Origin of the sequence: Kitasatospora cineracea (genome assembly GCF_003751605.1) — a bacterium.
Taxonomy (GTDB): domain Bacteria; phylum Actinomycetota; class Actinomycetes; order Streptomycetales; family Streptomycetaceae; genus Kitasatospora; species Kitasatospora cineracea.
The window spans coordinates 1,967,258-1,990,392 of record NZ_RJVJ01000001.1 but is presented as its reverse complement, the minus strand read 5'-3'; the positions used below and the strand labels follow the sequence as shown (position 1 = coordinate 1,990,392).

At 74.0% G+C, this 23,135-nt stretch carries 27 protein-coding genes; 8 read left to right on the top strand and 19 right to left on the bottom strand.

Annotated elements, in window-relative coordinates:
• Positions 1 to 159: 159 nt before the first annotated feature.
• The 6 genes from rlmB to EDD39_RS09115 all read right to left on the bottom strand — a co-directional run bounded on the left by rlmB (position 160) and on the right by EDD39_RS09115 (position 5,092).
• Positions 160 to 1,152 (bottom strand): 23S rRNA (guanosine(2251)-2'-O)-methyltransferase RlmB, encoded by a 993-nt coding sequence (rlmB, locus tag EDD39_RS09140; protein ID WP_123554689.1) that lies wholly within the window; start codon positions 1,150 to 1,152, stop codon positions 160 to 162.
• Between the two features lie 92 nt (positions 1,153 to 1,244).
• Positions 1,245 to 2,639 (bottom strand): cysteine--tRNA ligase, encoded by a 1,395-nt coding sequence (gene cysS / locus EDD39_RS09135; RefSeq protein WP_123554687.1) that lies wholly within the window; start codon positions 2,637 to 2,639, stop codon positions 1,245 to 1,247.
• A 65-nt stretch (positions 2,640 to 2,704) separates the two neighbouring features.
• The gene (locus EDD39_RS09130) at positions 2,705 to 3,100 is read right to left on the bottom strand and encodes a PPOX class F420-dependent oxidoreductase (protein ID WP_123554685.1); all 396 of its coding nucleotides are present in this window, start codon (positions 3,098 to 3,100) and stop codon (positions 2,705 to 2,707) included.
• Positions 3,101 to 3,143: 43 nt separating this feature from the next.
• On the bottom strand, positions 3,144 to 3,638 hold the full coding sequence (gene ispF, locus EDD39_RS09125) for a 2-C-methyl-D-erythritol 2,4-cyclodiphosphate synthase (RefSeq protein ID WP_123554683.1): 495 nt from the start codon (positions 3,636 to 3,638) through the stop codon (positions 3,144 to 3,146).
• On the bottom strand, positions 3,628 to 4,443 hold the full coding sequence (ispD, locus tag EDD39_RS09120; RefSeq protein WP_244257143.1) for a 2-C-methyl-D-erythritol 4-phosphate cytidylyltransferase: 816 nt from the start codon (positions 4,441 to 4,443) through the stop codon (positions 3,628 to 3,630). The genes ispF and ispD overlap by 11 nt, the downstream gene beginning before the upstream one ends.
• Before the next feature lie 166 nt (positions 4,444 to 4,609).
• Positions 4,610 to 5,092, bottom strand: coding sequence for a CarD family transcriptional regulator (locus EDD39_RS09115; protein WP_014136563.1), 483 nt, complete (start codon positions 5,090 to 5,092; stop codon positions 4,610 to 4,612).
• 376 nt (positions 5,093 to 5,468) lie between these two features.
• Here EDD39_RS09115 and EDD39_RS09105 point away from each other — a divergent pair, with 376 nt between their 5' ends.
• Entirely contained in the window at positions 5,469 to 6,137 is a 669-nt protein-coding gene (locus EDD39_RS09105; protein ID WP_123554681.1) for a copper chaperone PCu(A)C domain-containing protein, read from the top strand.
• Between the two features lie 116 nt (positions 6,138 to 6,253).
• Here the strand turns inward: EDD39_RS09105 and phoP are convergent, their stop codons facing one another.
• Together phoP and phoR are read right to left on the bottom strand one after the other, a co-directional pair.
• On the bottom strand, positions 6,254 to 6,946 hold the full coding sequence (phoP, locus tag EDD39_RS09095) for a two-component system response regulator PhoP (RefSeq protein WP_030463294.1): 693 nt from the start codon (positions 6,944 to 6,946) through the stop codon (positions 6,254 to 6,256).
• The gene (gene phoR, locus EDD39_RS09090; RefSeq protein WP_123554677.1) at positions 6,943 to 8,211 is read right to left on the bottom strand and encodes a two-component system sensor histidine kinase PhoR; all 1,269 of its coding nucleotides are present in this window, start codon (positions 8,209 to 8,211) and stop codon (positions 6,943 to 6,945) included. The genes phoP and phoR overlap by 4 nt, the downstream gene beginning before the upstream one ends.
• A gap of 284 nt (positions 8,212 to 8,495) precedes the next feature.
• Between phoR and phoU the strand changes: the two genes are divergently transcribed.
• Both phoU and EDD39_RS09080 read left to right on the top strand, forming a co-directional pair.
• Positions 8,496 to 9,170, top strand: a complete 675-nt coding sequence (gene phoU / locus EDD39_RS09085) for a phosphate signaling complex protein PhoU (RefSeq protein WP_123554675.1) — start codon at positions 8,496 to 8,498, stop codon at positions 9,168 to 9,170.
• A 149-nt stretch (positions 9,171 to 9,319) separates the two neighbouring features.
• A complete protein-coding gene (locus tag EDD39_RS09080) occupies positions 9,320 to 9,499 on the top strand; it encodes a hypothetical protein (protein ID WP_030463291.1) in 180 nt (59 codons plus the stop codon).
• Positions 9,500 to 9,571: 72 nt separating this feature from the next.
• On the opposite strand, the gene EDD39_RS09075 is transcribed toward EDD39_RS09080, so the two are convergent.
• The 3 genes from EDD39_RS09075 to EDD39_RS09065 all read right to left on the bottom strand — a co-directional run bounded on the left by EDD39_RS09075 (position 9,572) and on the right by EDD39_RS09065 (position 11,813).
• Entirely contained in the window at positions 9,572 to 10,162 is a 591-nt protein-coding gene (locus EDD39_RS09075; RefSeq protein ID WP_123554673.1) for a lytic polysaccharide monooxygenase auxiliary activity family 9 protein, read from the bottom strand.
• 196 nt (positions 10,163 to 10,358) lie between these two features.
• On the bottom strand, positions 10,359 to 10,904 hold the full coding sequence (locus EDD39_RS09070) for a GIY-YIG nuclease family protein (RefSeq protein WP_123554671.1): 546 nt from the start codon (positions 10,902 to 10,904) through the stop codon (positions 10,359 to 10,361).
• A gap of 150 nt (positions 10,905 to 11,054) precedes the next feature.
• The gene (locus tag EDD39_RS09065) at positions 11,055 to 11,813 is read right to left on the bottom strand and encodes a phosphoglyceromutase (RefSeq protein ID WP_030463289.1); all 759 of its coding nucleotides are present in this window, start codon (positions 11,811 to 11,813) and stop codon (positions 11,055 to 11,057) included.
• Positions 11,814 to 11,983: 170 nt separating this feature from the next.
• On the opposite strand from EDD39_RS09065, the gene EDD39_RS09060 reads away from it, so the two are divergent.
• From EDD39_RS09060 to EDD39_RS09050, 3 genes are all read left to right on the top strand, one after another.
• Positions 11,984 to 13,243 (top strand): MDR family MFS transporter, encoded by a 1,260-nt coding sequence (locus EDD39_RS09060; protein WP_123554669.1) that lies wholly within the window; start codon positions 11,984 to 11,986, stop codon positions 13,241 to 13,243.
• A 159-nt stretch (positions 13,244 to 13,402) separates the two neighbouring features.
• On the top strand, positions 13,403 to 13,792 hold the full coding sequence (locus EDD39_RS09055) for a hypothetical protein (protein WP_123554667.1): 390 nt from the start codon (positions 13,403 to 13,405) through the stop codon (positions 13,790 to 13,792).
• Positions 13,789 to 14,085, top strand: coding sequence for a hypothetical protein (locus EDD39_RS09050; protein WP_123554665.1), 297 nt, complete (start codon positions 13,789 to 13,791; stop codon positions 14,083 to 14,085). Before EDD39_RS09055 ends, EDD39_RS09050 begins: the two co-directional genes overlap by 4 nt.
• 7 nt (positions 14,086 to 14,092) lie before the next feature.
• On the opposite strand, the gene EDD39_RS09045 is transcribed toward EDD39_RS09050, so the two are convergent.
• The 3 genes from EDD39_RS09045 to mshA all read right to left on the bottom strand — a co-directional run bounded on the left by EDD39_RS09045 (position 14,093) and on the right by mshA (position 16,632).
• Positions 14,093 to 14,590, bottom strand: a complete 498-nt coding sequence (locus tag EDD39_RS09045; RefSeq protein WP_123554663.1) for an SLATT domain-containing protein — start codon at positions 14,588 to 14,590, stop codon at positions 14,093 to 14,095.
• 31 nt (positions 14,591 to 14,621) lie between these two features.
• The gene (locus EDD39_RS09040) at positions 14,622 to 15,200 is read right to left on the bottom strand and encodes a type III secretion system chaperone family protein (protein WP_123554661.1); all 579 of its coding nucleotides are present in this window, start codon (positions 15,198 to 15,200) and stop codon (positions 14,622 to 14,624) included.
• A 76-nt stretch (positions 15,201 to 15,276) separates the two neighbouring features.
• The gene (gene mshA / locus EDD39_RS09035) at positions 15,277 to 16,632 is read right to left on the bottom strand and encodes a D-inositol-3-phosphate glycosyltransferase (protein WP_123554659.1); all 1,356 of its coding nucleotides are present in this window, start codon (positions 16,630 to 16,632) and stop codon (positions 15,277 to 15,279) included.
• Between the two features lie 191 nt (positions 16,633 to 16,823).
• Between mshA and EDD39_RS09030 the strand changes: the two genes are divergently transcribed.
• Entirely contained in the window at positions 16,824 to 17,648 is an 825-nt protein-coding gene (locus tag EDD39_RS09030; RefSeq protein WP_123554657.1) for a class I SAM-dependent methyltransferase, read from the top strand.
• 149 nt (positions 17,649 to 17,797) lie between these two features.
• On the opposite strand, the gene EDD39_RS09025 is transcribed toward EDD39_RS09030, so the two are convergent.
• Entirely contained in the window at positions 17,798 to 18,352 is a 555-nt protein-coding gene (locus EDD39_RS09025; RefSeq protein ID WP_123560269.1) for an O-acetyl-ADP-ribose deacetylase, read from the bottom strand.
• A gap of 227 nt (positions 18,353 to 18,579) precedes the next feature.
• Between EDD39_RS09025 and EDD39_RS09020 the strand changes: the two genes are divergently transcribed.
• Positions 18,580 to 20,067, top strand: coding sequence for a PP2C family protein-serine/threonine phosphatase (locus EDD39_RS09020; RefSeq protein ID WP_123554655.1), 1,488 nt, complete (start codon positions 18,580 to 18,582; stop codon positions 20,065 to 20,067).
• Between the two features lie 108 nt (positions 20,068 to 20,175).
• Here EDD39_RS09020 and EDD39_RS09015 read toward each other — a convergent pair whose 3' ends face one another.
• The 4 genes from EDD39_RS09015 to EDD39_RS09000 all read right to left on the bottom strand — a co-directional run bounded on the left by EDD39_RS09015 (position 20,176) and on the right by EDD39_RS09000 (position 23,058).
• Positions 20,176 to 20,505 carry a DUF2516 family protein gene (locus EDD39_RS09015; RefSeq protein WP_123560267.1) on the bottom strand — a complete coding sequence of 110 codons (330 nt, stop codon included), beginning with the start codon at positions 20,503 to 20,505 and terminating at the stop codon, positions 20,176 to 20,178.
• A 96-nt stretch (positions 20,506 to 20,601) separates the two neighbouring features.
• Positions 20,602 to 21,141, bottom strand: coding sequence for a hypothetical protein (locus tag EDD39_RS09010; RefSeq protein ID WP_123818086.1), 540 nt, complete (start codon positions 21,139 to 21,141; stop codon positions 20,602 to 20,604).
• A gap of 79 nt (positions 21,142 to 21,220) precedes the next feature.
• Positions 21,221 to 21,598, bottom strand: coding sequence for a helix-turn-helix domain-containing protein (locus EDD39_RS09005; protein WP_035957036.1), 378 nt, complete (start codon positions 21,596 to 21,598; stop codon positions 21,221 to 21,223).
• Between the two features lie 65 nt (positions 21,599 to 21,663).
• Entirely contained in the window at positions 21,664 to 23,058 is a 1,395-nt protein-coding gene (locus EDD39_RS09000; RefSeq protein WP_123554650.1) for a hypothetical protein, read from the bottom strand.
• Positions 23,059 to 23,135: the final 77 nt, after the last annotated feature.

The window sequence follows — 23,135 nt, the reverse complement described above, 5'->3', positions numbered from 1 at the left end:
TAACCGGGTGACGGGCCCCGAGGACACTCTCCCGGGTGGATTCCGGGAGAGGATTTGAAGTGATCATGGGAAAACCGATCGGGCCCGACCGGACCCGACCGATTGCCCCACGAAAAAGACGAACTGACCGGGCGTCAGTCCTCGGCGCCCGGCCCGGCGTCAGCTCTTGGCGCGCAGCCGGGCGGCCTCGTACAGCACGATGCCCGCCGCGACACCGGCGTTCAGCGACTCGGTCTGGCCCGGCATCGGAATCCGCACCAGCAGGTCGCAGGTCTCCGAGACCAGCCGGGACAGGCCCTTGCCCTCGGAGCCGGCCACGATCACCACGGGGCCGTTCAGCGCGTCCAGGTCGCCGATCTCGGCCTCGCCGTCGGCGGCCAGGCCGACCACCATCAGGCCGGCCTTCTGGTACGCCTCCAGCGCGCGGGTCAGGTTGGTGGCGCGCGCCACGGGCAGGCGCGCCGCCGCGCCGGAGGAGGTCTTCCAGGCGCCCGCGGTCATGCCGGCCGCCCGGCGCTCCGGGATCACCACGCCGTGCGCGCCGAACGCGGCGGCGGAGCGGACCACGGCGCCCAGGTTGCGCGAGTCGGTGACGCCGTCCAGCGCCATGATCAGCGCGTCCTGCCCGGCGTCGGCGGCGCCGTCCAGCAGGTCCTCGGGGTGCGCGTACTCGTACGGCGGGACCTGCAGCACCAGGCCCTGGTGGTTGAGGCCGCCGGTCATCTGGTCCAGCTGCGGGCGCGGGGCCTCCATCAGCGGGATGCCGCGCTCGTTGGCGGCCTGGAAGGCGTCCCGGACGCGGTCGTCGGTGTCGATGAACTGCTGCACGTACAGCGCGGTGGCGGGGACGCCGCCCTGCAGCGCCTCGACCACCGAGTTGCGGCCCACCACCAGCTCGGCGGCGCCCGCTCCGCCGCGCCCGCTGCGGCTGCCGGCGCCGGCGCGGCGCATGCCCGCGCGGGACTTCGCGTCGCGCTCGCGCTTGAGCGCCGCGTTGGCGGCGCGCTGCTTGGGGTGCCCCTTGCGGGCCTCGCCGGGCGGGGTCGGGCCCTTGCCCTGGAGCGCCTTCCGGCTGTGGCCGCCGGTACCGACACTCGCGCCCTTCTTCGATCCGGCGTTGCGGCGGTTCCTGCGCTGGCTGTTGCCGGCCATGGCTGTACTTCCTGTCTCTGCGTCTGCTTCGTGCGTCGGGGCCGCACCTCTCCAAAGGTACGGCCCCTGCGCGCCCCGGGGGGCTACTGGTGTTACTGGCTGATCGTCCAGCGCGGGCCGGACGGGGTGTCCTCGACGGCCAGCCCGGCGGCGCCGAGCTGGTCGCGGATCGCGTCGGCGGTGCCGAAGTCCTTGCGGGCGCGGGCAGCCTGGCGCTGGTCGAGGACCAGCCGGACCAGGGCGTCGACCACGCCGGTGAGCTCCTCGCCCTGCTCGGCGCCGCCGGCCCACTGCTCGTCCAGCGGGTCGAGGCCGAGCACGCCGAGCATCGCCCGGACCTCGGCGAGGCGGGCCGCGGTCGACTCCTTGTCGTCCGCGCCGAGCGCGCTGTTGCCCTGCCGGACGGCGGTGTGCACCACGGCGAGCGCCTGCGGGACGCCCAGGTCGTCGTCCATCGCCTCGGCGAAGGCCAGCGGCACCTCGGGCGCCGGGTCGACCGGGCCGCAGCGCTCGACGGCGCGCTCGATGAAGCCCTCGATCCGGCCGAAGCCGGTCTCGGCCTCGCGCAGCGACTCCTCGCTGTACTCGATCATCGAGCGGTAGTGCGGGCCGGCCAGGTAGTAGCGCAGCACGATCGGCCGCCAGCGCCGGACCATCTCGGAGACCAGCACCGAGTTGCCGAGCGACTTGGACATCTTCTCGCCGGCCAGCGTCACCCAGGCGTTGTGCACCCAGAAGTTGGCGAACTCGTCGCCGAACGCCCTGGACTGGGCGATCTCGTTCTCGTGGTGCGGGAAGATCAGGTCGATCCCGCCGCCGTGGATGTCGAAGGCCCGGCCGAGGTACTTGTGCACCATCGCCGAGCACTCCAGGTGCCAGCCCGGGCGGCCGCGGCCCCAGGGCGTCTCCCAGCTCGGCTCGCCGGGCTTGGCGGCCTTCCACATGGCGAAGTCGCGCGGGTCGCGCTTGCCGGTCTCGTTGTCGCCGGAGGGCTGCCGCAGGTTCTCCAGCTCCTGGTTGGAGAGCGCCAGGTAGTCCGGGTAGGTGGTGACCGCGAAGTACACGTTGCCGTCGGCGGCGTACGCGTGGCCGCGCTCGATCAGGCCGCGCATCATCTCGATCATCTCGGGCACGTGGCCGGTGGCGCGCGGCTCGGCGCTCGGCGGCAGGCACCCGAGGGCGGTGTAACCCTCGTTGAAGGCGCGCTCGTTGGCGTACGCGATCTTCCACCACTCGGTGGACTGCTCGCGGCCCTTGGCGATCACCTTGTCGTCGATGTCGGTGACGTTGCGCACGAAGGTGACGTCGTAGCCGCGGTAGCGGAACCACCGCTGCATCACGTCGAAGTTCAGGCCGGACCGGATGTGCCCGATGTGCGGCGGTGCCTGGACCGTGGCACCGCACAGGTAGATCGAGACACAGCCCGGCACCAGCGGGACGAAGTCGCGTACCTGGCGGGTCATGGTGTCGTACAGGCGAAGGCTCACAGCGACCAGGGTAGTGGGCGGCGGGGGGTGCCCCGCCACCTTCCGCCGCTTTGGCGTGCCCGCGTTCAGAGGTTGTTGCCGACCACCTTGCGCGGGGTGAGCCGCACCACCACCCGGACGTCGTCCGGACCGTCGAACCGGTAGTCCTCGCCGCGGTACTTGCGCGACAGCTCGTCGATCAGCTCCGGACCGCCCTCGGTGGTCATGGTGACCTCGCCGCGGGCCTCGAAGTACTGGTACGGGTCGTCCGCCGGGTTGACCAGCAGGCTGATCCGCGGGTCCCGCACCAGGTTGAGGTGCTTGCGGCGGCCCTGGACGGTGGAGAACAGGATGTCGTCCCCGTCCCGCTTCACCCAGACGACGGACGACTGCGGGCTGCCGTCGGGCTGCACCGTGGACACCACGGCGTAGCTCTTCGCGTCCAGCAGTTCCTTCACCTTGTCGGCGAGTTCGACGCCCATCTCTCCTCCAGTGACCGGTTCCTGACGTTCCGTCAGGGTCAGGCTAGGCCCCGGGCCGGGCGTAGACCAGCGCCGTGGCGATCGCGGCGAGTCCCTCCGCGCGGCCGGTCAGGCCGAGGCCGTCGGTGGTGGTGCCGGAGACCGAGACCGGGGCGCCGACCGCCGCGGACAGCGCGGCCTGGGCCTCGGCCCGGCGCTTGCCGACCTTCGGGCGGACGCCGACCACCTGGACGGCGACGTTGCCGATCTCGAAGCCGGCCTCCCGGACCAGCCGGGCCGCCTCGGCCAGCAGCGCCACCCCGGCCGCGCCCGCCCACTCGGGGCGGGAGGTGCCGAAGTGCGCGCCGAGGTCGCCGATCCCGGCGGCGGAGAACAGCGCGTCGCAGGCGGCGTGCGCGGCCACGTCGGCGTCCGAGTGCCCGGCCAGGCCGGTCTCGCCGGGCCAGTCGAGGCCGGCCACCCGCAGCGGGCGGCCCTCCTCGAAGGCGTGCACGTCGACGCCGATGCCGGTGCGCGGAACGATCGGGTCAGTAGCCATCGGTGGCCCTCCGGCGGGCGAGCACGGCCTCGGCGAGCACGAGGTCCAGCGGGCGGGTCACCTTGAACGCCTCCTCGTGGCCGGGCACCACGACCACCCGGCCGCCGAAGCGCTCGATCAGCCCGGCGTCGTCGGTCACCTCGGCGCCCTCGGCGAGCGCCTTCCCGTGCGCGGCGACCAGGGCGGGCAGGTCGAAGCCCTGCGGGGTCTGCACCGCGCGCAGGGTGGAGCGGTCGGGCGTGTCCAGCACCGGCTCCGGCCCGGACGGCTGCGGCTCGACCCGCTTGACGGTGTCGGCCAGCGGCACCGCGGGCACCACCGCCTCGGCCCCGGCCCGGACGGCGGCGGCCACCGCGTCCACCACCTCGACCGGCACCAGCGGGCGGGCCGCGTCGTGCACCAGCACCACCCGGGTGCCCGCGGGGACGGCCGCCAGGCCGAGCCGCACCGACTCCTGCCGGCTGGCGCCGCCGGGCACCACCCGGACGTCCTTGCCGTCCAGGCCGTGGCTGTCCAGCAGCGAGACCACCCCGGCCACCCCGTCCGGCGGGGCGCACACCACCACCAGGCCCACCGCCCGGCTGCGGGCCAGCGCCCGGACGGCGTGCACCAGCAGCGGCACGCCGCCGAGTTCGCGCAGCGCCTTGGGGGCGCCGGGGCCGAGTCGCTCGCCGCGCCCGGCGGCCGGAACGACCGCTGCCGCGAGCTGTGCTGAGGCGTTCAGGTTTGGCTCCTCGGTTGTGATGGGTATGGCCCGTGCCGAGCGCGGATGACGCGAGCGGGCAGGCCCCCTTCCTGACTGCACGTTAGTGGAACCGTGCTCGCCGTTCCGCCATGCCACCCCCCTTCCGGGCATGGCGAAGCGCCCGAGGTGCCTGTTCGGGCACCACCGGGCGCTGCGTCAAACCTGGCTCAACCCCGTTGCCAGGGCTGGGAGATCAGAATTCGACCGGCTCGCGGCTCGTCGCGGCTCAGGAGGCGAGGACCTCGTCGAGCAGCGTCTCGGCCTTGTCCTCGTTGGTGTTCTCGGCGAGTGCCAGCTCGCTCACCAGGATCTGCCGGGCCTTGGCCAGCATCCGCTTCTCGCCGGCGGACAGGCCGCGCTCGCGCTCGCGGCGCCACAGGTCGCGAACGACCTCTGCGACCTTGATCACATCGCCGGACGCGAGCTTCTCGAGGTTCGCCTTGTACCGGCGAGACCAGTTGGTGGGCTCTTCGGTGTACGGTGCCCGCAGCACCTCGAACACGCGGTCCAGGCCTTCCTGGCCCACCACGTCGCGGACGCCGACGAACTCGGCGTTCTCCGCGGGAACGCGAAGCGTCAGATCTCCCTGCTGCACCTTCAGCACCAGGTAGGTCTTGTCCACACCTTTGATCTGGCGAGTTTCGATGGCCTCGATCAGCGCAGCCCCGTGATGGGGGTAGACCACCGTGTCGCCAACCTTGAACGTCATGTGACAGGACCCCTTCCGTGGCTTTCCAGAATAACACGCTTTTCGGCTGACTCGAAGGGCGTTTTCGCAGGTCAGGGCCGGTCCCAGGGCTTGACAACCACCCCCGTCGCATGCTGCGACCGATGTTCGATCCGGGCTTCCCGCAGGTCGGAGGCGGTCTGACCGCGCGGTGAAACCTCTGGTCACGACCCCGAAACCATGATTGGATCTTGAGTTTTTGCCCCCGACGCGCCGAACACCCCGGATCGTGATCGGACCGCGACACGGGGCCACCCCGTGAGAGCCGGATATGTGTGGTCGGTAGTCTGGCCCACGACCACCGACCGTGATCCGTTTTCCGCTGGATCATCCCCCCCATCAAGGAGAAGTCGCCGCCGTGAGCCGGAGCCTTCGACGCGGCGCTGTCGCCGCCATCGTCCTCGCCGCGATCCTCCCGCTGGCCGCCTGCGCCACCGGCAACGACGCGAGCACGCTGCAGATCAAGCCGGACAACGCGGCGACGAGCGTCGGGGACGGCGTCAAGCTCAACAACATCGTCGTGGTCACCGAGGCGGGCAGCGCCGGTGCGTACACCGGCCCGGCGACCGTCACCGTCAACATCGCCAACGCCGGCGCCACGGACGACGTGCTCACCTCGGTCAAGATCGGCGACGCCACCGCCAAGCTGACCGACGAGAACGGCGCCCCGGTCTCCTCCGTGGACCTCAAGGTCAACCAGTCGGTGCTGCTCGGCGCCGAGGGCAGCCCGGTCGCCCAGGTCTCCTCCTCGCAGTTGTCGGTCGGCGGCTACGTCAAGACCACCTTCACCTTCGAGAAGGCCGGCGAGGTCTCCGCCCAGGCCAACGTGCAGCCGGCCGTCGGCAGCTACGAGAGCTTCGGCCCGAAGAAGGCCGCCCCGTCCGCCTCGGCCGGCGCGTCCGCGTCCGCCTCCGCCGGTGCCTCCGCCCCGGCAGCCGGTGCCAGCGGCTCGCCGTCGGCCGGCGCCACCGCGAGCGGCAGCGCCTCCGCCCCGGCCAGCCCCTCGGGTTCGGCCTCGGCCCACTGACCCGCCGGGCGCGCCCGTAGCGAAGTCGGCGAAGGCCGCCGACGTCCGCAGCAAAACAGCAAAAGGGGAGGGCCCCGCCGCGAGGCGGGGCCCTCCCCTTGCTGCGGGGGTGCGGTCTACGGCTCGAACTTGTAGCCCAGGCCGCGGACCGTGACCAGGTAGCGCGGGGCGCCCGGGTCCGGCTCGATCTTCGCCCGCAGGCGCTTGACGTGGACGTCCAGGGTCTTGGTGTCGCCGACGTAGTCCGCGCCCCAGACCCGGTCGATCAGCTGCATCCGGGTCAGCACCCGGCCCGCGTTGCGCAGCAGCATCTCCAGCAGGTCGAACTCCTTGAGCGGCAGGTCGACCTTGGCGCCGTCCACCGTCACCACGTGCCGGTCGACGTCCATCCGGACCGGGCCGGCCTCCAGCGCGCCCGGGGCGGTCGCACCGTCCGCGCCGCCGTCCTCGCCGCGACGGCGGAGCACCGCGCGGATCCGGGCCACCAGCTCGCGGGTGGAGTACGGCTTGGTGACGTAGTCGTCGGCTCCTATTTCCAGGCCGACCACCTTGTCGATCTCGCTGTCCTTCGCGGTGACCATGATCACCGGGACGTTGGAGCGGACCCGCAGCTGGCGGCAGACCTCGGTGCCGGGCAGGCCGGGCAGCATCAGGTCGAGCAGGACGAGGTCCGCTCCGTTGCGCTCGAACTGCTCCAGCGCGTCGGGCCCGGTGGCGGCGACCGCCACCTCGAAGCCCTCCTTGCGGAGCATGTACGACAGGGCGTCGCTGAACGACTCCTCGTCCTCGACCACCAGTACACGGGTCACGATCGGGCCTCCGGGGCAGGAAGTGTGGTTGCTGCGTGGTTTTCGGGGTCCTCGACCGGGGCCTGCCCGGCGGGGAGCCGCAGAGTGAAGGTGGAACCCTGGCCCTCGACGCTCCAGACCGACACGGTGCCGCGGTGCGAGGCGGCGACGTGCTTGACGATGGACAGGCCGAGGCCGGTGCCACCGGTGAGGCGGGAGCGGGCGGGGTCCACCCGGTAGAAGCGTTCGAAGATCCGCTCGCGGTCCTTCTCCGAGATGCCGATGCCCTGGTCGGTCACCGAGATCTCGATCAGCTCGCCGTCCGCCTCGCCCAGCGCCGCGGCGCTGGAGATCCGGCGGGTGGCGATGGCGACCCTGGTGCGCGGCGGGCTGTAGTTGACCGCGTTCTCCACCAGGTTGCCGAGTGCGGCGGCCAGCTGGCCGCGGTTGCCGACCAGGTACAGGTCGGTGGTGCCGCCCGCCGCGATGACGATCTGCTTGGCGGCGGCGGTCTGCCGGCAGCGGTCGATCGCCTCGGCGATCAGCTCGTCCACCGCGACCGGCTCCGGGTCGACCTTGAGCTGGTCGTCCTGGACCCGGGACAGGTCGATGATCTCCTGCACCAGGCTGGCCAGCCGGGTGGCCTCCACCTGCATCCGGCCGGCGAAGCGCTGCACCGCCTCCGGGTCGTCGGAGGCGTCCGCGACGGCCTCGGAGAGCAACGAGAGCGCGCCGACCGGGGTCTTCAGCTCGTGCGAGACGTTCGCCACGAAGTCGCGGCGGATCGCCTCGATCCGGCGGCGCTCGGTGCGGTCCTCGACCAGCACCAGCACCAGCCGGGAGCCCAGCGGGGCGACCCGGACCGAGACCGCCAGCGGCTCGGCGGTGCGGGCCGAGGCGCCGGGGCGGGTCAGCTCCAGCTCGATCTGCCGGATCTCGCCGTCCCGCCGGGTGGAGCGGGCCAGCGACAGCATCGGGTCCACGGCCACCTTGCCGCCGCGGACCAGGCCCATCGCGTAGGCGGCGGAGGAGGCCTTGACCACCTCGTCGCCCTCGCCGAGCACGATCGCGCAGGAGCGCAGCACCGAGAGCACGGTGTCCACGCCCGGGGGCAGGGCCGGTTCCTGCTCCAGTTCCGGCGCCGCGTTCCTGTTGGTCCTGCCGGTCTTGCCGCTCCTGCCGCGTGCCTGCTCGCGCTCGCTCCAGCGGAAGGCGATGGAGGCGGTGAGGCCGACGCCGAGCCCGGCTATGGCGCAGGCAGCGGCGGCGGCCACGTTCACGTCCATGCCAGTCAGCGTAAATGGTGCTCGGGCGCACTCCGTAAGGGTGCGATCAAGGCATCGGCCTGACGTTGCCGAGAATTCACCTTCAGGATTCCGCCGATTCACCGCAGAGGCCGTGGGAGGTCGCCCGAACGGCTCAGTCTGGGCCGGGCAAGCCCGTGTGGGCGGTGACGCGGCTACCATTCGCGCCACCAGCAGCGGCCGCCCGCACCCCCGCCCCTCCGGCGGACGGTCCGGGACGTCCGGTCGGCACCGCCACCGACACCGGTACTGGAGGAGAAGAGCGCATGCGCGACGCGTACCACGAGGAACTCGACTCGATCAGCGACAGCCTGGTCGAGATGGCCCGCCTGGTCGGCTCGGCGATGGGCCGGGCCACCACCGCCCTGCTGGACGCGGACCTGGCCCTGGCGGAGAGCGTGATCGCCGCCGACGAGAAGATCAACGACCTGCACCACGACCTGGAGAACCGCGCGATCGACCTGCTGGCCCGCCAGCAGCCGGTCGCCACCGACCTGCGCATCGTGGTCACCTCGCTGCGGATGAGCGCCGACCTGGAGCGCTGCGGCGACCTGGCCCGGCACGTCGCCAAGGTCGCGCGGCTGCGCTACCCGGAGACCGCCGTCCCGAACGACCTGCACCCGATCGTGCTGGAGATGGGGCAGCTCGCCCAGCGCCTGGTCGCCAAGGCCGGCCTGGTGATCGCCACCAAGGACGTCGACAAGGCCTTGGAGCTGGAGGCCGACGACGACGCCATCGACGCCCTGCACCGCGAGCTGTTCTCGCACCTGCTGGACGACCGCTGGCACCACGGCATCGAGACCGCGGTGGACGTCACCCTGGTCGGCCGCTACTACGAGCGCTTCGCGGACCACGCGGTCTCGGTCGCCAAGCGCGTGGTGTACCTGGTCACCGGCGAGCACGTGGCCGACTTCATCGCCACCGCGGAGCCCGCGGAGTAGCCCGCCGCCGCACCCGTCGGGGGGCGCACGGGGGCCGAACCGCCAGCCCCCGCGCGCCCGTTGACGTGTCGTCGACCGCCGGGTTTCACTCGAAGGGACGGGCGGCTGCTTCGGCTCGCCCGGCTCCGCCCGGACGAGGAGGCAGCCCGATGAAGACGACCGGCACCCCGACCACTCCCCCGCCGCACCCGGCCGCCCCGGCCGCGGCGAAGCTGCTGCCGGTGCTGGCCGCCGGCTGCGGCTGCGGTCCCGGCTGCGGCTGCGGCTGCCAGTCCGGCGCGCCCTGCCAGTGCGGCGGCGCGACCGGCGGCTGCTGCGGCGGCCACTGAGCCCGGCACGGCGGCCGGCCGGGCACCCCTCCCGCAGGGGTGCCCGGCCGTCCTGCCCCGCCCGCCCGGACGTCAGGAGAAGTTGACGTCCATGCACTGGTAGAAGGCGTTGCCGGTGTCCGCGATGTCCCAGACCGCCAGGATCACCTGGTGGCCGGTCAGCCCGGAGGGCAGTGTCGCGGTGTGGCTGAGCGTGGCCGGGGGCTGCTTGCCGCCCATCGGCACGGTCAGGAACGGGGTCAGGTTCAGGTTCGACCTGGTGATCTTGGTGGTGGCGTCGTAGCCCGGCTTGGTGAGGAAGTACCGGAACGACGTGGTGGCGTGCCGCGCCTCGATGCTCCAGGTCAGCGTGAGCTGCTGCCCGGCGGTCACCTTGGTGGTCGGCCAGGCTCCGCCGCGCGGGTCGTCCAGCGGCGCCCAGCGCGAGTCCGCCCCGGCGCACAGCGTGCCGTCGGCGGGCCCGGAGGCCGGGAAGCCCTTGGGGCCCTCGACGCTCTGCGGCTCCCACTGGATCTGCCCGCACTTCTTCACCACACCGGCACCGCACAGCCCCGCCCGGCTGGGCGGCGTGGTGATGTACCCGTGCGAACTGGCCGGGATCGCGGTGGCCAGGACCGCTGCGGCGGCCACGAAGCCGACCGCCAGGATGTTGCGCTTGCGCATGGTGCTCCTCCGTGGGGGTGGATGGAGTACACGACCGCGGACACGCGAAAGGGGCCGCGTGGGGGGCGACCAAGATTGTCATGCCCGCGCCGACAGTGCTTCCACGCTAGAAGCCGCGCCTTCCCCCCGTCAATGGTCTGAACCATTCAGGAACCTTAACGAAGCTTTGCCGCAAGCTGGTTGACGAGCCGACGGCTCACTCGGCGACCGGCAGCTCGTGCGCCCGGAGCCGGGCCGCCCGCCGCAGGCCCGCCAGGTCGCCGTGGAAGCCGCCGCCCTCGTTGCCCGCCAGGTTGAGCGGCAGGTCGAGGGCGGCGATCAGCTGCGACTCCAGGTCCCAGGGCTCCGGCCGGACCGTCCAGCACACCCGGGCGTGCTCCGCCATCCACCCGCTCAACTCCGCCTCGCCGGCCCGGCCGAAGGTCAGCCGGCCCCGCTCGCTCACCCGGCGCAGCTCCAGGCCGAGCAGGCAGCCGAGGCTGTAGCGGAGCGTCGAACCGGCCGCGTTGCCCCGGTAGTGGTAGCGGATCCGCTTGCGCAGGTGCTGCCGACTGGGCCTCCCCGGCGGCATCCGGCGGGGCGCGATCCCGGTGTACAGCAGTCGGCCGACCGGCAGCGCCGGGTGCGGGGCGGCGGTGAAGTGCCAGCCGTAGACGCCGGGTTCGGCCGGCACCGGGCAGGGCGAGGCCAGCACCTCCGCGGCGGTCCACAGGCGGTCGGGGCGGGTGAGCGGGGCGTGCACGGGAGCCTCCGGGGGCGGTGGGGACACGGCGGCAGTGGGGAGACGGCGGCGGTGGGGCACGGCGGCGGCGCGGGAACGGGACAGCCCCCTGGGCCGGGGCGTCGTTGCGCCGGGCAGGGGGCTGAGAGGGGGTGAGGGCGGGAAGGGGTGTTACTTCTTGCCCTGGTTCTTCACGGCCTCGATGGCGGCCGCGGCAGCCTCCGGGTCGAGGTAGCGGCCACCGGGGGTGACCGGCTTGAAGTCGGCGTCGAGCTCGTAGACGAGCGGGATGCCGGTGGGGATGTTGAGGCCGGCGATGGCCTCGTCGGAGATGCCGTCGAGGTGCTTGACCAGGGCGCGCAGGCTGTTGCCGTGGGCGGTGACCAGGACGGTGTTGCCCGCCGCGAGGTCCGGCACGATGGCGTCGTACCAGTAGGGGAGCATCCGGTCGACGACGTCCTTGAGGCACTCGGTGTTCGGGCGCAGCTCGGACGGGATCTCGGCGTAGCGGGCGTCGCCGGCCTGGGAGTACTCGGCGTCGTCGGCGAGGGCCGGCGGCGGGGTGTCGTAGGAGCGGCGCCAGAGCTGGAACTGCTCCTCGCCGAACTCGGCCAGGGTCTGGGCCTTGTCCTTGCCCTGCAGGGCGCCGTAGTGGCGCTCGTTCAGGCGCCAGCTGCGGCGGACCGGGATCCAGTGGCGGTCGGCCTTGTCGAGGGCGATCTGCGAGGTGCGGATGGCGCGGCGCAGCAGCGAGGTGTGCAGCACGTCCGGCAGCAGGCCCTCGGCGAGCAGGAGTTCGCCGCCGCGGGCGGCCTCCTTCTCGCCCTTCTCGTTGAGGTCGACGTCGACCCAACCGGTGAACAGGTTCTTCTGGTTCCACTGGCTCTCGCCGTGGCGGAGCAGGATCAAGCGATAGGTCGTGTCAGCCATGGGGCCAAGCCTAGTCGAGGGCCAAATCCGATCGCTCGGCCGTCCATTCCGGAGGTAATGTTCGCGCATCCTCTTCGGTTCTTACCGATCCTGTCGTTCCACCCTGCCCTCCGGCGGCCGCCCCACCCTGCCCGCGGCCGTCCGGGGCCGTACCGCCCGGGAGCCGCACCATGCCCCTCGCCGCCCGTCTGGCCGCCGAAGCACGCAGAGCGGGCGGCGGGCTCCCCCGCCAGTTCTGGTGGCTGTGGACGTCCACCCTGGTGAACCGCCTCGGCGGCTTCGTGGTCACCTTCCTGGCGATGTACCTCACCCACGAGCGCGGCTACTCGGCGGCGTACGCGGGCCTGGTGGCCTCGCTGTTCGGGCTCGGCTCGGCGGTGGCCTCGATCGGCGCGGGCGTGCTGACCGACCGGCTGGGGCGCCGTCCGACGCTGCTGGCCGCGCAGTTGGCGACGGCGCTGTTCACCGCGGTGCTCGGGTTCACCGACGGCCCGGTGGCGATCGCCGCGGTGGCCTTCCTGGTCGGCCTGGCGAGCAACGCGTCCCGCCCGGCGGTGAGCGCGATGATCGCCGACCTGGTGCCGGCCGCGGACCGGGTCCGGGCGTACGCGCTGAACTACTGGGCGATCAACATCGGCTTCGGCGCCTCCGCCGCGGTGGCCGGACTGATCGCCGTGCACGGCTACCTGACGCTGTTCCTGCTGGACGCGGTGACCACCCTGCTGTGCGCGGTGGTGGTGTTCGTGAAGGTCCCGGAGACCCACCCCGAGCCGAAGGCCGCCCCGGCCGCGGACGCGCCCCGGGTCGGACTGGGCACGGTGTTCCGGGACGGCCCGTTCATGGCCGTGGTCGCGGTGAACCTGCTGCTGGCCCTGGTCGTCCAGCAGGGCTCCACCACACTGCCGGTCGACATGGGCCGGCACGGCCTCTCGGCCGCCCAGTTCGGCCTGGTGATCAGCCTGAACGGGGTGCTCATCGTGCTGCTCCAACTCCCGCTCACCCGGCTGATGGAGGGCCGCGACCGGACCGCCCTGCTGGTCGCGGGCGCGCTGCTGACCGGCTGGGGCTTCGGCCTGACCGCGCTGGCCGGCTCGTCCGCCGCGCTGTACGCGCTGACGGTGGCGATCTGGACGATCGGCGAGATCGTCACCGCGCCCACCATGATGGCGCTGGTCGCCGAACACTCCCCCGCCCGGGCCCGCGGCCGCTACCAGGGCGTCTACTCGCTCTCCTGGTCGCTGGCCTCGTTCGCCGGACCGCTGGGCGGCGGCCTGCTGCTCCAGTACGCGGGCAGCTGGGCCCTGTGGGGCGGCTGCGCGGCCGCCGGCACCCTGGCCGCCGCCGCCTTCGTCCTCCTTGGCCGCCACCGCCCCGAACCCCCGACGGCCGACGAACCGTCCCTCCCCACCCCGGTGGAGACGGCGGCCTGACGCTCCGACCGGCCGAACGGACGGATTGCCCAGAGGCCCCCTCCCGCGCGGGAGGGGGCCTCGTTCGGCACCGAGTGATGCGCGGTCAGATCTCGCCGCGATGGGGAACTCCCCGCTGGACCGGCTGGAGCGGCAGGACCGGGCTTTCGCGCGCGCAAGGTGTGCGACGGCCTCCGGGACGCCCTCGGCTCGGCGGGCCTCAGGCTGCCCTCGCTGGGGGTGGAGCGGAGCGTCACCGGCGCGCACCTGGTGCAGTTGGGCGGTGTCGCTCCGGAGGTGGCGGGCGAGTTGGCGACGCTGGTGTGGGCGGGCGCGCCCTACGTGCGGGCCGTGCGCGGCGGGGAGTTCGCCGAGATCGCCGGGTCCGTCCGGTCTTACGGGCAGGGGGAGTTGCTGGTCGACACGGGGAGCGGGCGGCTGGGCGGGTTCTCCCACGTCGACGGGCGGGGCGCCCTGGTGCCGGTGCCGGCGGACGGGGGCGCGCCCTGGTCGGTGGGCCGGGGCGCGGTGAGCCATCCCACCTGCGCGGACCTGGGCGCCGCCTCGTGAACGACGCGTTGCGGCAACGGACTTGGGAGATCGCCGAGCGGCTCTCCCGGGCCGGCGGCGGCGGGGAGGCCCGGCTGACCACCATCGCCGACGGCTTCCGGATCGAACTCTCCGCCATCCGGCCCGACGGACCCTACGACCCACCGACCGTCCTCGCCGCACTCGCCGCACTCGCCGCGCTCGCCCTCGGCGACCGCTGGGGACACAGCTACTCCCCCGCCTTCCGCAACAACGGCCTCGCCCGCGAGATCGTCTGGAGCGAAGTCCACCACCCGGCCCCGCTCCGCGACTGACGGTCCGTCAGCCGGCCGCGCCGCCCGCTTCGCTCTGTCGCAGCCGGACCCAGGAGTCGTGGTCGTCCTCCAGGATCGCCTGGTACTCGTCGATCAGCGGTGTCAGCCGGGCCGCCTCCGGCACCGTGTCGCCGTACTCGGCCTTCAGCAGGCCGAGGCGGCGGCGCAGCGAGTTCAACCGGTGCACGGTGTCGGCGCGTTGGATCCACAGCGTGCGGTACCCGAAGAACGCCGCCCAGGCGGCCAGCACCGTGACCAGTGCGCCGGCCACCAGCGCGAGGTCGGCCAGTCGGCTGGCCGCGGGTTCGCCGACCTTCAGGCCGAGCAGCACGGTGACCAGCGCGGACAGGCTGACGGTGGCCAGTTGCAGGGTGAGCGCCCGCCGCCGGTCCCAGTCGCGGCGGCGTCGGCGTTCCTTCAGCTCCGCCGCGAGTTCGATCTCCAGCCAGGCCAACTTCCTTTGTGCGGCGGCGGATTCGGCGGTTCCGGCGAATTCGGTGTCCATGGTTTCCTCCCCGGCCGGGAGGATACCGGGCTCAGGCTCCGGCGGGAGGGGTCTCGCCCGTCGAGGGGGCGGTCCCGTCCGCCGCGGGGGCGGTCCCGTCCGCCGAGGGGTCGGCCGTGCTCGCCAGGTGCGCGAACGCCGCGAGGTTGCGGGTGGACTCGCCGCGCTTGGTCCGCCACTCCCACTCGCGCCGGATCGCGGTGGCGAAACCGAGCTCCAGCAGGGTGTTGAACGGCTCGTCGGCGTTCTCCAGCACGCTGCCCAGCAGCCGGTCCACCGCGTCCGGGGTCACCGCCTCCAGCGGGAGCCGGCCCGCCAGGTAGACGTCGCCGAGCCGGTCGACCGCGTACGCGACCCCGAACATCCTCGTGTTGCGCTCCAGCAGCCAACGATGGAACTCCGCGTGGTTCTCGTCCGGCCGCCGGATCACGAAGGCGTTCACCGACAGCGTGTGGTCGCCGACCCGCAGCGCGCAGGCCGTGGAGAGCTTCCGCGTGCCGGGCAGCGCGGCGACCACGGTGTACGGGTCGGCGGCGGCCGGCTCCCAGGCCACCCCGGCCTGGTCGAGCGCGGCGTGCAGGAGGGTGAGTGCGTCGTCCTTGGCTGCCATGGGCCCCACGCTAGCGGCCCGGCGGCGCGGGCCGGGTGTCTGCCCGGTCACGCCCCGCCGGGGGGGCGGGCGGGGCTCAGGCCCGGGCGGCGGACATCGCCCCGGTGTAGACCTCGGCGGTGGCGGCGGCCGCGGTGAGCCAGCCGAAGGCGGCGGCGTGCCGGGCGGCGGCGGCGCCGCGGGTGGGGGTGAGGGCGGGGTCGGTGACGTAGGGGTGCAGGGCGCGGGCCCAGGCGTCGGGGTCGTGGCCGGGGACGAGGGTGCCGGTGCGGCCGTCCCGGACGGCGACCGGGAGGCCGCCGACGGCGGCGGCGACCACGGGGGTGCCGCAGGCCTGGGCCTCCAGGGCGACCAGGCCGAAGGACTCGCTGTGCGAGGGCATCACCAGGGCGGTGGCGGCGCGGTACCAGTCGGCGAGGGTGCGCTGGTCGACCGGGGGGTGGAAGCGGACCACGTCGCCGATGCCGAGCTGGGCGGCGAGCTTGTGCAGGCTCTCGGGGCGGGCCAGGCCGGTGCCGGAGGGGCCGCCGACCACCGGGACGACCAGGCGCTCGCGCAGGCCGGGGTGGCGGTCGAGCAGCCGGGCGACGGCCTTGAGCAGGACGTCGGGTGCCTTGAGCGGCTGTATCCGGCCGGCGAAGAGCAGGACCGCCGCGTCCTGCGGCAGGCCGAGCCGGTCCCGGGCGGCGGCCCGGGAGGCGGGGCCGTCGGGGCGGAAGACGTCGAGGTTGACGCCGGGGTGGACGACGGCGAGCTGGTCGGGGCGGGCCGCGTAGTGGTGGGCCAGCTCGGCGGCCTCCTCCGCGGTGTTGGCGATCAGCCGGTCGGCGGCGCCGACCACCTGGGTCTCGCCGATCACCCGGGCGGCGGGCTCCGGGGTGTCGCCCTCGGCGAGGGCCGCGTTCTTGACCTTGGCCATGGTGTGCATGGTGTGCACCAGCGGGACGCCCCAGCGCTCGGCGGCCAGCCAGCCGACCTGGCCGGACAGCCAGTAGTGCGAGTGCACCAGGTCGTAGTAGCCGGGGCGGTGCCCGGCCTCGGTGCGCAGCACGCCGTGTGTGAAGGCGCACAGCTGGGCCGGCAGGTCCTCCTTGAACAGGCCCTCGTACGGCCCGGCGGTGACGTGCCGGACCAGGACGCCGGGGGCGAGCTCGACGGTGGGGGCGTCGTCCGAGCTGACGGCGCGGGTGAAGACCTCGACCTCGATGTCCAGCTCGGCGAGGCGCTTGGCCAGCTCCACGATGTACACGTTCATGCCGCCGGCGTCCCCCGTGCCGGGCTGGTGCAGCGGCGAGGTGTGGACGCTCAGCATGGCGATCCGGCGCGGCCGGCGGGCCCGGGCCTGGGCGGCGGACGCGGACACGGGGGCGACGGGAGCGGGCGCGGGCCGGCGCGGCTCCCGGCGGGGCGTGCGGACGAGGTGCTGGGTCACCTGCGGGAGCCTCCCTGTGCGCCGGCCGTCTGGTCTGCTCGTGCCACCGCCCGCGGCCGGCGGCAGCGGGCGGATGGACGTCAGCCAGGGCAACGGGGCAGCGCCTCGTCGTATTCCCGCCAGCGGAACCGGGTGCCGCCAGCGGAACCGGGTGCCGCCGGGCCCGGAACGGCTGCGTACGCTTGGTGACCATGGCCGCAAGCGACACCCCGTCGTCCCGGGGCCGGTCGGGCCGGCCGGTGGGGACGATCACCCGGGGCACCACGAACACCAACCGGCTGCGGCGGATGGACCGGTGGATCGCGTCCACCGCGGGCCGGGCGCTGCGGGCGTCGGCGGCCCCGCCGGTGGCGGTGGACCTGGGGTACGGCGCGGCGCCGTGGACGGCGGTGGAGCTGGCGGCGCGGCTGCGGGCGGTGCGGGCGGACGTCCGGGTGGTGGGGATCGAGATCGACCCGGCCCGGGTGGCGGCGGCGCTGCCGATGGCCGAGCCGCCGCTGCTGGAGTTCCGCCGGGGCGGCTTCGAGGTGCCGCTGGACGGCGGGGCGCGGGCCCAGCTGATCCGGGCGGCGAACGTGCTGCGGCAGTACGACGAGGACCAGGTCGCCGAGGTGTGGGCCCGGCTGTGCGGGCGGCTGGCGCCGGACGGGCTGCTGGTGGAGGGCACCTGCGACGAGGTGGGCCGGCGGCACGTCTGGGTGGCGCTCGGCCCGGAGGGCCCGCGCACGGTGACCTTCGCGGCCCGGCTGGCCGACCTGGAGCGGCCGTCCGACCTGGCGGAGCGGCTGCCGAAGGCGCTGATCCACCACAACGTGCCGGGGCGCCCGGTGCACTCCTTCCTGCGCGACTTCGACCGGGCCTGGGCGGCCGCCGCCCCGCTGGGGGCGTTCGGGGCCCGACAGCGCTGGGCGGCGGCCTGCGCGGCGCTGGCGGCGGACTGGCCGCTGCGGGACGCACCGGCCCGGCGGCGGCAGGGCGAGCTGACGGTGGACTGGGCCGCGCTGGCGCCGCGCTGAGGCACCGCCCCGGCCGACCCTGTCAGCGCTTCGAGCATTCGTTCGACGACTCACTCGAACGAGTTATCGATTTCCTCTGGCGTGTTGACGCCCCGTCACGCCACCATGGGACCGTCCGGACGGCCGCTCCCGCAGTCCTCCGGCGCCCGTCAGTCCGCCTGATCCCCCTGCTCTCCCTGTTCCCCCAGCTCCCGCCAGGCGCGTTCGAACGACGCGTACGCCTCGGCGCCGAACAGCACGAACCGCACCTCGTCCAGGTCGGGGGCCTCCTCGACCACGGCGGTCAGGGCGATCCGAGCGGCATCGTCCAGCGGCCAGCCGTAGATCCCGGCCGAGACGGCCGGGAAGGCCACCGTCCGGGCCCCCAGCCCGACCGCGACCCGAAGGGACTCCCGATAGCACGAGGCCAGCAGCTCCGCGCGCTGCCGGTGGTCCTCCGCCCGGTACACCGGGCCGACGGTGTGCACCACCCAGCGGGCCGGCAGCCGCCCCGCCGTGGTCGCCACGGCCCGGCCGGTCGGCAGCCCCTTCCCGTAGTGCGAGGCGCGCAGCGCCCGGCACTCGGCGAGGATCTCCGGCCCGCCCCGGCGGTGGATCGCCCCGTCCACCCCGCCGCCGCCCAGCAGTGAGCTGTTGGCGGCGTTCACCACCGCGTCCACCTGCTGTTCCGTGATGTCACCCTGCACCAGCGTGATCTGTGTCACCGCCACGTCCCTCTTCTCGATTCCGTTCCGGCACCGGCGGAAACCCGGGAAAACCCCAGGCAAAGCCGCCACCACACGCGTGGCAATAACCACATCGGCGCCGCCCAGTCGAAGAAATCCTCGGAGATCACGTTATGGTCGCGGGAAGCTCCCCGATGCCCGGTGCCACCCGGGCACTGCGGACGGACACCAGCCGTTGGTCTGTCGGGGAAAGGAAGGACCGACCGATGCCCGTGACGGGAGACGGGCGGGCACCCGACGCGACCAGCAGCGCCGGAACCGCCGAACGCAGCCGCGGCCGCCACGCCCACAGCGCCCAGCGCCCCGGCCAGAACGGCCAGCTCGCCGGGCCGATCGGCCAGGCCGTCGGCCGCACGGTCGGCCCCGCGCCGATACCGCATCCGCGCAGCACCCCGGCCGCCCCCGAACCGGCCCGGCCCGCCACCGACTTCCGGGTACTGGTGGTCGAGGCCGACGGTCCCGAGCACACCCTGTTCGACTCGCTCGCCGCCGAGTTGGGCGGGCACGCCGAGCTGCACCGGGTGAACGGCATCCGGGAGGCCCTCGCCGCCCTGCCGCCGCTGCCCGGCAGCGGCCGCCGCGGGCAGCGCGGCACCGACTTCCAGTGCGTCCTGCTCGACCTCGGCGAGCCCGCCGCCGACCCCGCCGCCGAGGGCGGGCCCACCGACGGCGGGCCTGACGGGCTGGACGGGCTGCGGGAGTTGCTGCTGCGCGCCCCGCGCACCGCCGTGGTGGTGCTCACCGACGCCGCCGGGGCCGAGCTCGGCGCCGCCGCGGTCGCCGCCGGCGCCCAGGACTTCCTGCTCCGGCAGGACACCGGCGGCCCGCTGCTGGCCCGCGCCCTGCACTACGCGGTGGAGCGCAAGCGCGCCGACGAGTCGCAGCGCCGCCTGGTCGAGGCCGAGATCCGCGGCCAGGAGAACGCCCGGCTCCAGCGCCACCTGCTGCCCACCCCGCTGCTGGACGGCGCCGGGCTGGCCTTCACCCGCCGCTACCGCCCCGGCCGCCGCCGCGCCCTGCTCGGCGGCGACTTCTACGACGCCGTCCGCACCAAGGACGGCCGGGTGCACGTGGTGATCGGCGACGTCTGCGGCCACGGCCCCGACGAGGCCGCGCTCGGCGTCGCGCTGCGGATAGCGTGGCGGACGCTGGTGTTCGCCGGGCTGACCGGCCAGCACCTGCTCACGACCCTCCAGCACGTGCTGGAGCACGAGCGCCGCAGCGACGAGATCTTCGCCACCCTGTGCATGGTCGTGCTGGACCCCCCGACCGCGGACGGCGGCCCCGAGTCCGCCGAGCTGTACCTGGCCGGGCACCCCGCGCCGCTGCTGCTGGGCCCGGACGGCCCGCCGGTGCTGCTCCCGCTCGACCAGGCCGGCCCGGCGCTCGGCCTGCTGCCCTGCGACGCGACGCACTCGGTCTGGCCCGCCCTGCGGGTCGAACTCTCCCCCGGCTGGCGGCTGCTGATGTACACCGACGGCCTGATCGAGGGCAAGGTCGGGGCGGGCTCGCCGCGGCTGGGCCAGGAGGGCCTGATCGAACTGGTCGCCGACCACCAGGCCGCCGGGCTGACCCGCGGCCGGCTGGTCGACTCGGCGATCGCCGAGGTCGAGGAGCTGAACGGCGGGGCGCTCACCGACGACGTCGCGGTGCTGCTGCTGGAGCGCAACCCGGTGCCGGTGACCATGGGCTGAGCGGCCCGGAAACAACTCCGGAGACGGTTCCGGAGACGACGGAGGGCGGCCCCGCGCGGGGGCCGCCCTCTTCCGTTCGCTGCGCACTGCCGGTGATCCGGCGCAGCGTCACCAGGGGCCGTACGGGCCCTGGTTGCTCCGCCCGCCGCCGCGGCCGTCGGTGAGCAGCTTGATCGCGGGGCGGACGTCCACCACGTAGACGATCGCGGCGACCAGGCCCGCCAGCGTCAGCAGGCCGGTGATCGGGTTGGCGCCGAACAGGAGGTCCCAGGCCAGGGCGACGCTCAGCAGGATCACCCAGAAGCCCTTGGTCTTCTTGTCGGCCGCCCGGTACGCGTCCTCCCGGCGGAACACCGCGTCGGCGAGCGCGAACACCTTGAAGCAGATGATCGCCGTGGCGACCCACCACAACGGGTTCAGGAGGTTGACGTACAGGATCTGCACCGCGGGCTCCTCACTCTTTCTTCCATCCTGGCACGGCCACCGCACCGGTCAACGGCCCTCGGCGGCGCGGCGTTCCCCGCCGCGCCCCGGTCACTCCTGCTCGGCGGCGGCCTTCCGGGCCCGGGGGGCCTTCTTGGCGGACGGCTTCGGGGCGGCGGGCTCCTCGTCCACCACGACCTCGGCGACCACGACCTCCTCGACCACCACGTCCGCGTCTGCCTCCGCGGCCGGCTCCGGCTCGGCGTCCTTCGGGGTGTTGGCGGCGTCGACCACGGTGCGGCCGCGGACGGCCAGCTCGTCGTAGACCTCCTTGGCCTTCACCGCGAACTCCAGCGCCCGGCCGACCTGCTGCATGGCGAACTCCTGCGCCTTGGCCTGGAGTTCCTTCACGTCGGTGGGCAGCGCGTTGACCGCCTCGGTGACCTTCGCCTGCGCGTCGGCCAGCGCGGCGCCCGCGTCCTGCAGGGCGGCGGCGGCCTTCTCCTGGGTGCCCTTGCGGTCGGCGGCGAGCGCCTCGATCTGGGCGGGCACCTCGCGGAGCTTCTCGTAGGCGAGGTCGCCGGCGCCGGCCAGCGCGTACAGCGGGGTCGGGTCGGTGAGGGTCTTCTTGAGCTCGTCGCTGATCGGCATGTCGGTCCTCCCGGTCGGGTGCCGCCGCGCGGTCGGGCGCGGGGCGTCGGTCACGCAGGTCTGGTCGTTCGGTACTGGCTCACGCGGGGTCCGGCGGACGGGCGGCCTGGTTCTCCTTCAGGAACGCCTCGTACACCGACAGCAGGGCCTGCTTCTGCCGCTCGTTGATCAGCGGATCGGCCAGGATCGCGGCCCGCAGCCCCGGCCCGTCCGGCTCCGCCGCGTCCCGCTCCTCCAGGATCCCGGCCTGCACGTACAGCGTCTCCGCCGAGATCCGCAGCGCCTTGGCGATCTGCTGGAGGATCTCCGCGCTGGGCTTGCGCAGCCCGCGCTCGATCTGGCTCAGGTACGGATTGGACACCCCGGCGACCTCGGCCAGCTGCCGCAGCGAGTACTGCGCGCTCCGCCGCTGCTCCCGGATGTACTCGCCGAGCGAGCCCACGTTCAGTGACGCCATACGGGCAGTGTGCACCGAGCTGCTTGCAATTGCAAGCAGCCTGCTAGCACCTGCGAACGCGTCGCTCAGTACGGGTCGGGCGTGCCGGTGGCGGTCAGGTGCGGGCCGAAGGCGAGGCGGTCGGGGGCGAGGTCGGGGACGGCGGTGTGCCGGAAGGCGTCCAGGGTGAAGGCGAGCGCGACGGGGTGCCCGAAGCCCCGGGAGCGGAGCGTCCAGGGGGCGTCCGGGTCGTTGGCGGAGGGCTGGGCGAAGCAGAGCCGGGCGTAGGCGGGGTGGCTGTACTCGACCGGGGTGGAGGGCAGCCGGTAGAGGACCAGGGCGAGCCGGGCGGGGAGGGCCCGGACGGTGGGCCGGGCCGGAGGGCCGACCGGGCGAAGCTCCTCCGGGACGGTGACGTAGCCGGTGACGGCCTCGGCGAAGTCCGGGCCGCCGCGCCGGAACCAGTCGGCGACCAGCGCCTCGAAGGCGGCGTTCCGGTCGGCGCGGCGGCGGACCGCCCCCGCCGCCAGGATCCGCGGGCCCGCCCCGGCCAGGGCGGTGGTGACGGCGCGCAGCGGGGCGTCGGCGGCCGCACCGGCGAACCGGACCCGCCGGGCCGCGATCATGGCGGCCCGAAGCACCCGCCCCGCGTCGGCGGGCCCGCCGGCGGAGCGGAGCACCGGCAGGATCCACTGCCGGACGCCGTGGCGTTCGCGGCGCTCCGGGTGCGCGGCGGCGAACCGGCGGCCGGTCGGCGAGTCCTCCCAGTGGTCGTCGTCGAGGTTCAGCCGGACGGAGCGGCAGCGCAGCACCCCGGTCGCACCCAGCCGGAGCACCACCCCGTCGGGGCCGGCCTCCAGGGACAGGCCGGTGGTGTCCCGGCCGCCGTCGAAGCGCAGGTCCTCCGGGTCCTCGAAGGAGACGGTGAGCCGGGCGGTGCGCGGGCCGCCGCCGGCGTACCGGCGCGGCAGCTCGAACTCGCACCAGCCGTCCAGCCGGTCGGCGCCGCGCCGTTCGACCATCAGCCCCAGGAACGCGGCGGCCGGCAGGTCGTACTCGGCGGCCAGACCTTCCGTCAACTCGCTTCCGGAGCCGTTGAGTTCGGCGGTCATGCAGCCGCGGTAGAACCGGTGCCACTGCCCCGGGGCGGTGGGCTCGGGGACGGGCCGGCGCAGGAGGCGCTCGACCGGGACGCCTGCGGCAGCGGTCTGCTCGACCATCCAGGCCCGCCGGACGGGGCTGAAGTCGGCCATCCAGCGCAGCGCCCAGCAGGCCTGGAGCGCGCGGGTCCAGCGGAAGCGGGCGGCGGCGGCCGCGAAGAGGGCCGCGGTGTTGTTGTCCCACACGTCGGTGAGCCGGTAGATCTCCTCGCGGTCGAACTCCCGTGCGTCGGCCGAGACTTCGGCGATCCGCTCGATCGAGTGGTCGAGCAGCGCGGCATAGGCGAGCAGGGTGCGCGGGTGCCGGGAGCGGAAGGGCATGGCGGTGATTGTGCCCGGCGGCGCGGGCGGTTGCCATACGGAGAAGTAGGGTGAGTTCGATGAACTTCCGCCGATGG

Bases quoted from the DNA above. Each gene is read 5' to 3' on its own strand.
- rlmB (WP_123554689.1), bottom strand. From the start codon at position 1,152: ATGGCCGGCAACAGCCAGCGCAGGAACCGCCGCAACGCCGGATCGAAG.
- EDD39_RS09130 (WP_123554685.1), bottom strand. From the start codon at position 3,100: ATGGGCGTCGAACTCGCCGACAAGGTGAAGGAACTGCTGGACGCGAAG.
- ispF (WP_123554683.1), bottom strand. From the start codon at position 3,638: ATGGCTACTGACCCGATCGTTCCGCGCACCGGCATCGGCGTCGACGTG.
- EDD39_RS09115 (WP_014136563.1), bottom strand. From the start codon at position 5,092: ATGACGTTCAAGGTTGGCGACACGGTGGTCTACCCCCATCACGGGGCT.
- phoR (WP_123554677.1), bottom strand. From the start codon at position 8,211: ATGGACGTGAACGTGGCCGCCGCCGCTGCCTGCGCCATAGCCGGGCTC.
- phoU (WP_123554675.1), top strand. From the start codon at position 8,496: ATGCGCGACGCGTACCACGAGGAACTCGACTCGATCAGCGACAGCCTG.
- EDD39_RS09080 (WP_030463291.1), top strand. From the start codon at position 9,320: ATGAAGACGACCGGCACCCCGACCACTCCCCCGCCGCACCCGGCCGCC.
- EDD39_RS09075 (WP_123554673.1), bottom strand. From the start codon at position 10,162: ATGCGCAAGCGCAACATCCTGGCGGTCGGCTTCGTGGCCGCCGCAGCG.
- EDD39_RS09065 (WP_030463289.1), bottom strand. From the start codon at position 11,813: ATGGCTGACACGACCTATCGCTTGATCCTGCTCCGCCACGGCGAGAGC.
- EDD39_RS09060 (WP_123554669.1), top strand. From the start codon at position 11,984: ATGCCCCTCGCCGCCCGTCTGGCCGCCGAAGCACGCAGAGCGGGCGGC.
- EDD39_RS09045 (WP_123554663.1), bottom strand. From the start codon at position 14,590: ATGGACACCGAATTCGCCGGAACCGCCGAATCCGCCGCCGCACAAAGG.
- EDD39_RS09040 (WP_123554661.1), bottom strand. From the start codon at position 15,200: ATGGCAGCCAAGGACGACGCACTCACCCTCCTGCACGCCGCGCTCGAC.
- EDD39_RS09030 (WP_123554657.1), top strand. From the start codon at position 16,824: ATGGCCGCAAGCGACACCCCGTCGTCCCGGGGCCGGTCGGGCCGGCCG.
- EDD39_RS09020 (WP_123554655.1), top strand. From the start codon at position 18,580: ATGCCCGTGACGGGAGACGGGCGGGCACCCGACGCGACCAGCAGCGCC.
- EDD39_RS09010 (WP_123818086.1), bottom strand. From the start codon at position 21,141: ATGCCGATCAGCGACGAGCTCAAGAAGACCCTCACCGACCCGACCCCG.
- EDD39_RS09005 (WP_035957036.1), bottom strand. From the start codon at position 21,598: ATGGCGTCACTGAACGTGGGCTCGCTCGGCGAGTACATCCGGGAGCAG.
- EDD39_RS09000 (WP_123554650.1), bottom strand. From the start codon at position 23,058: ATGCCCTTCCGCTCCCGGCACCCGCGCACCCTGCTCGCCTATGCCGCG.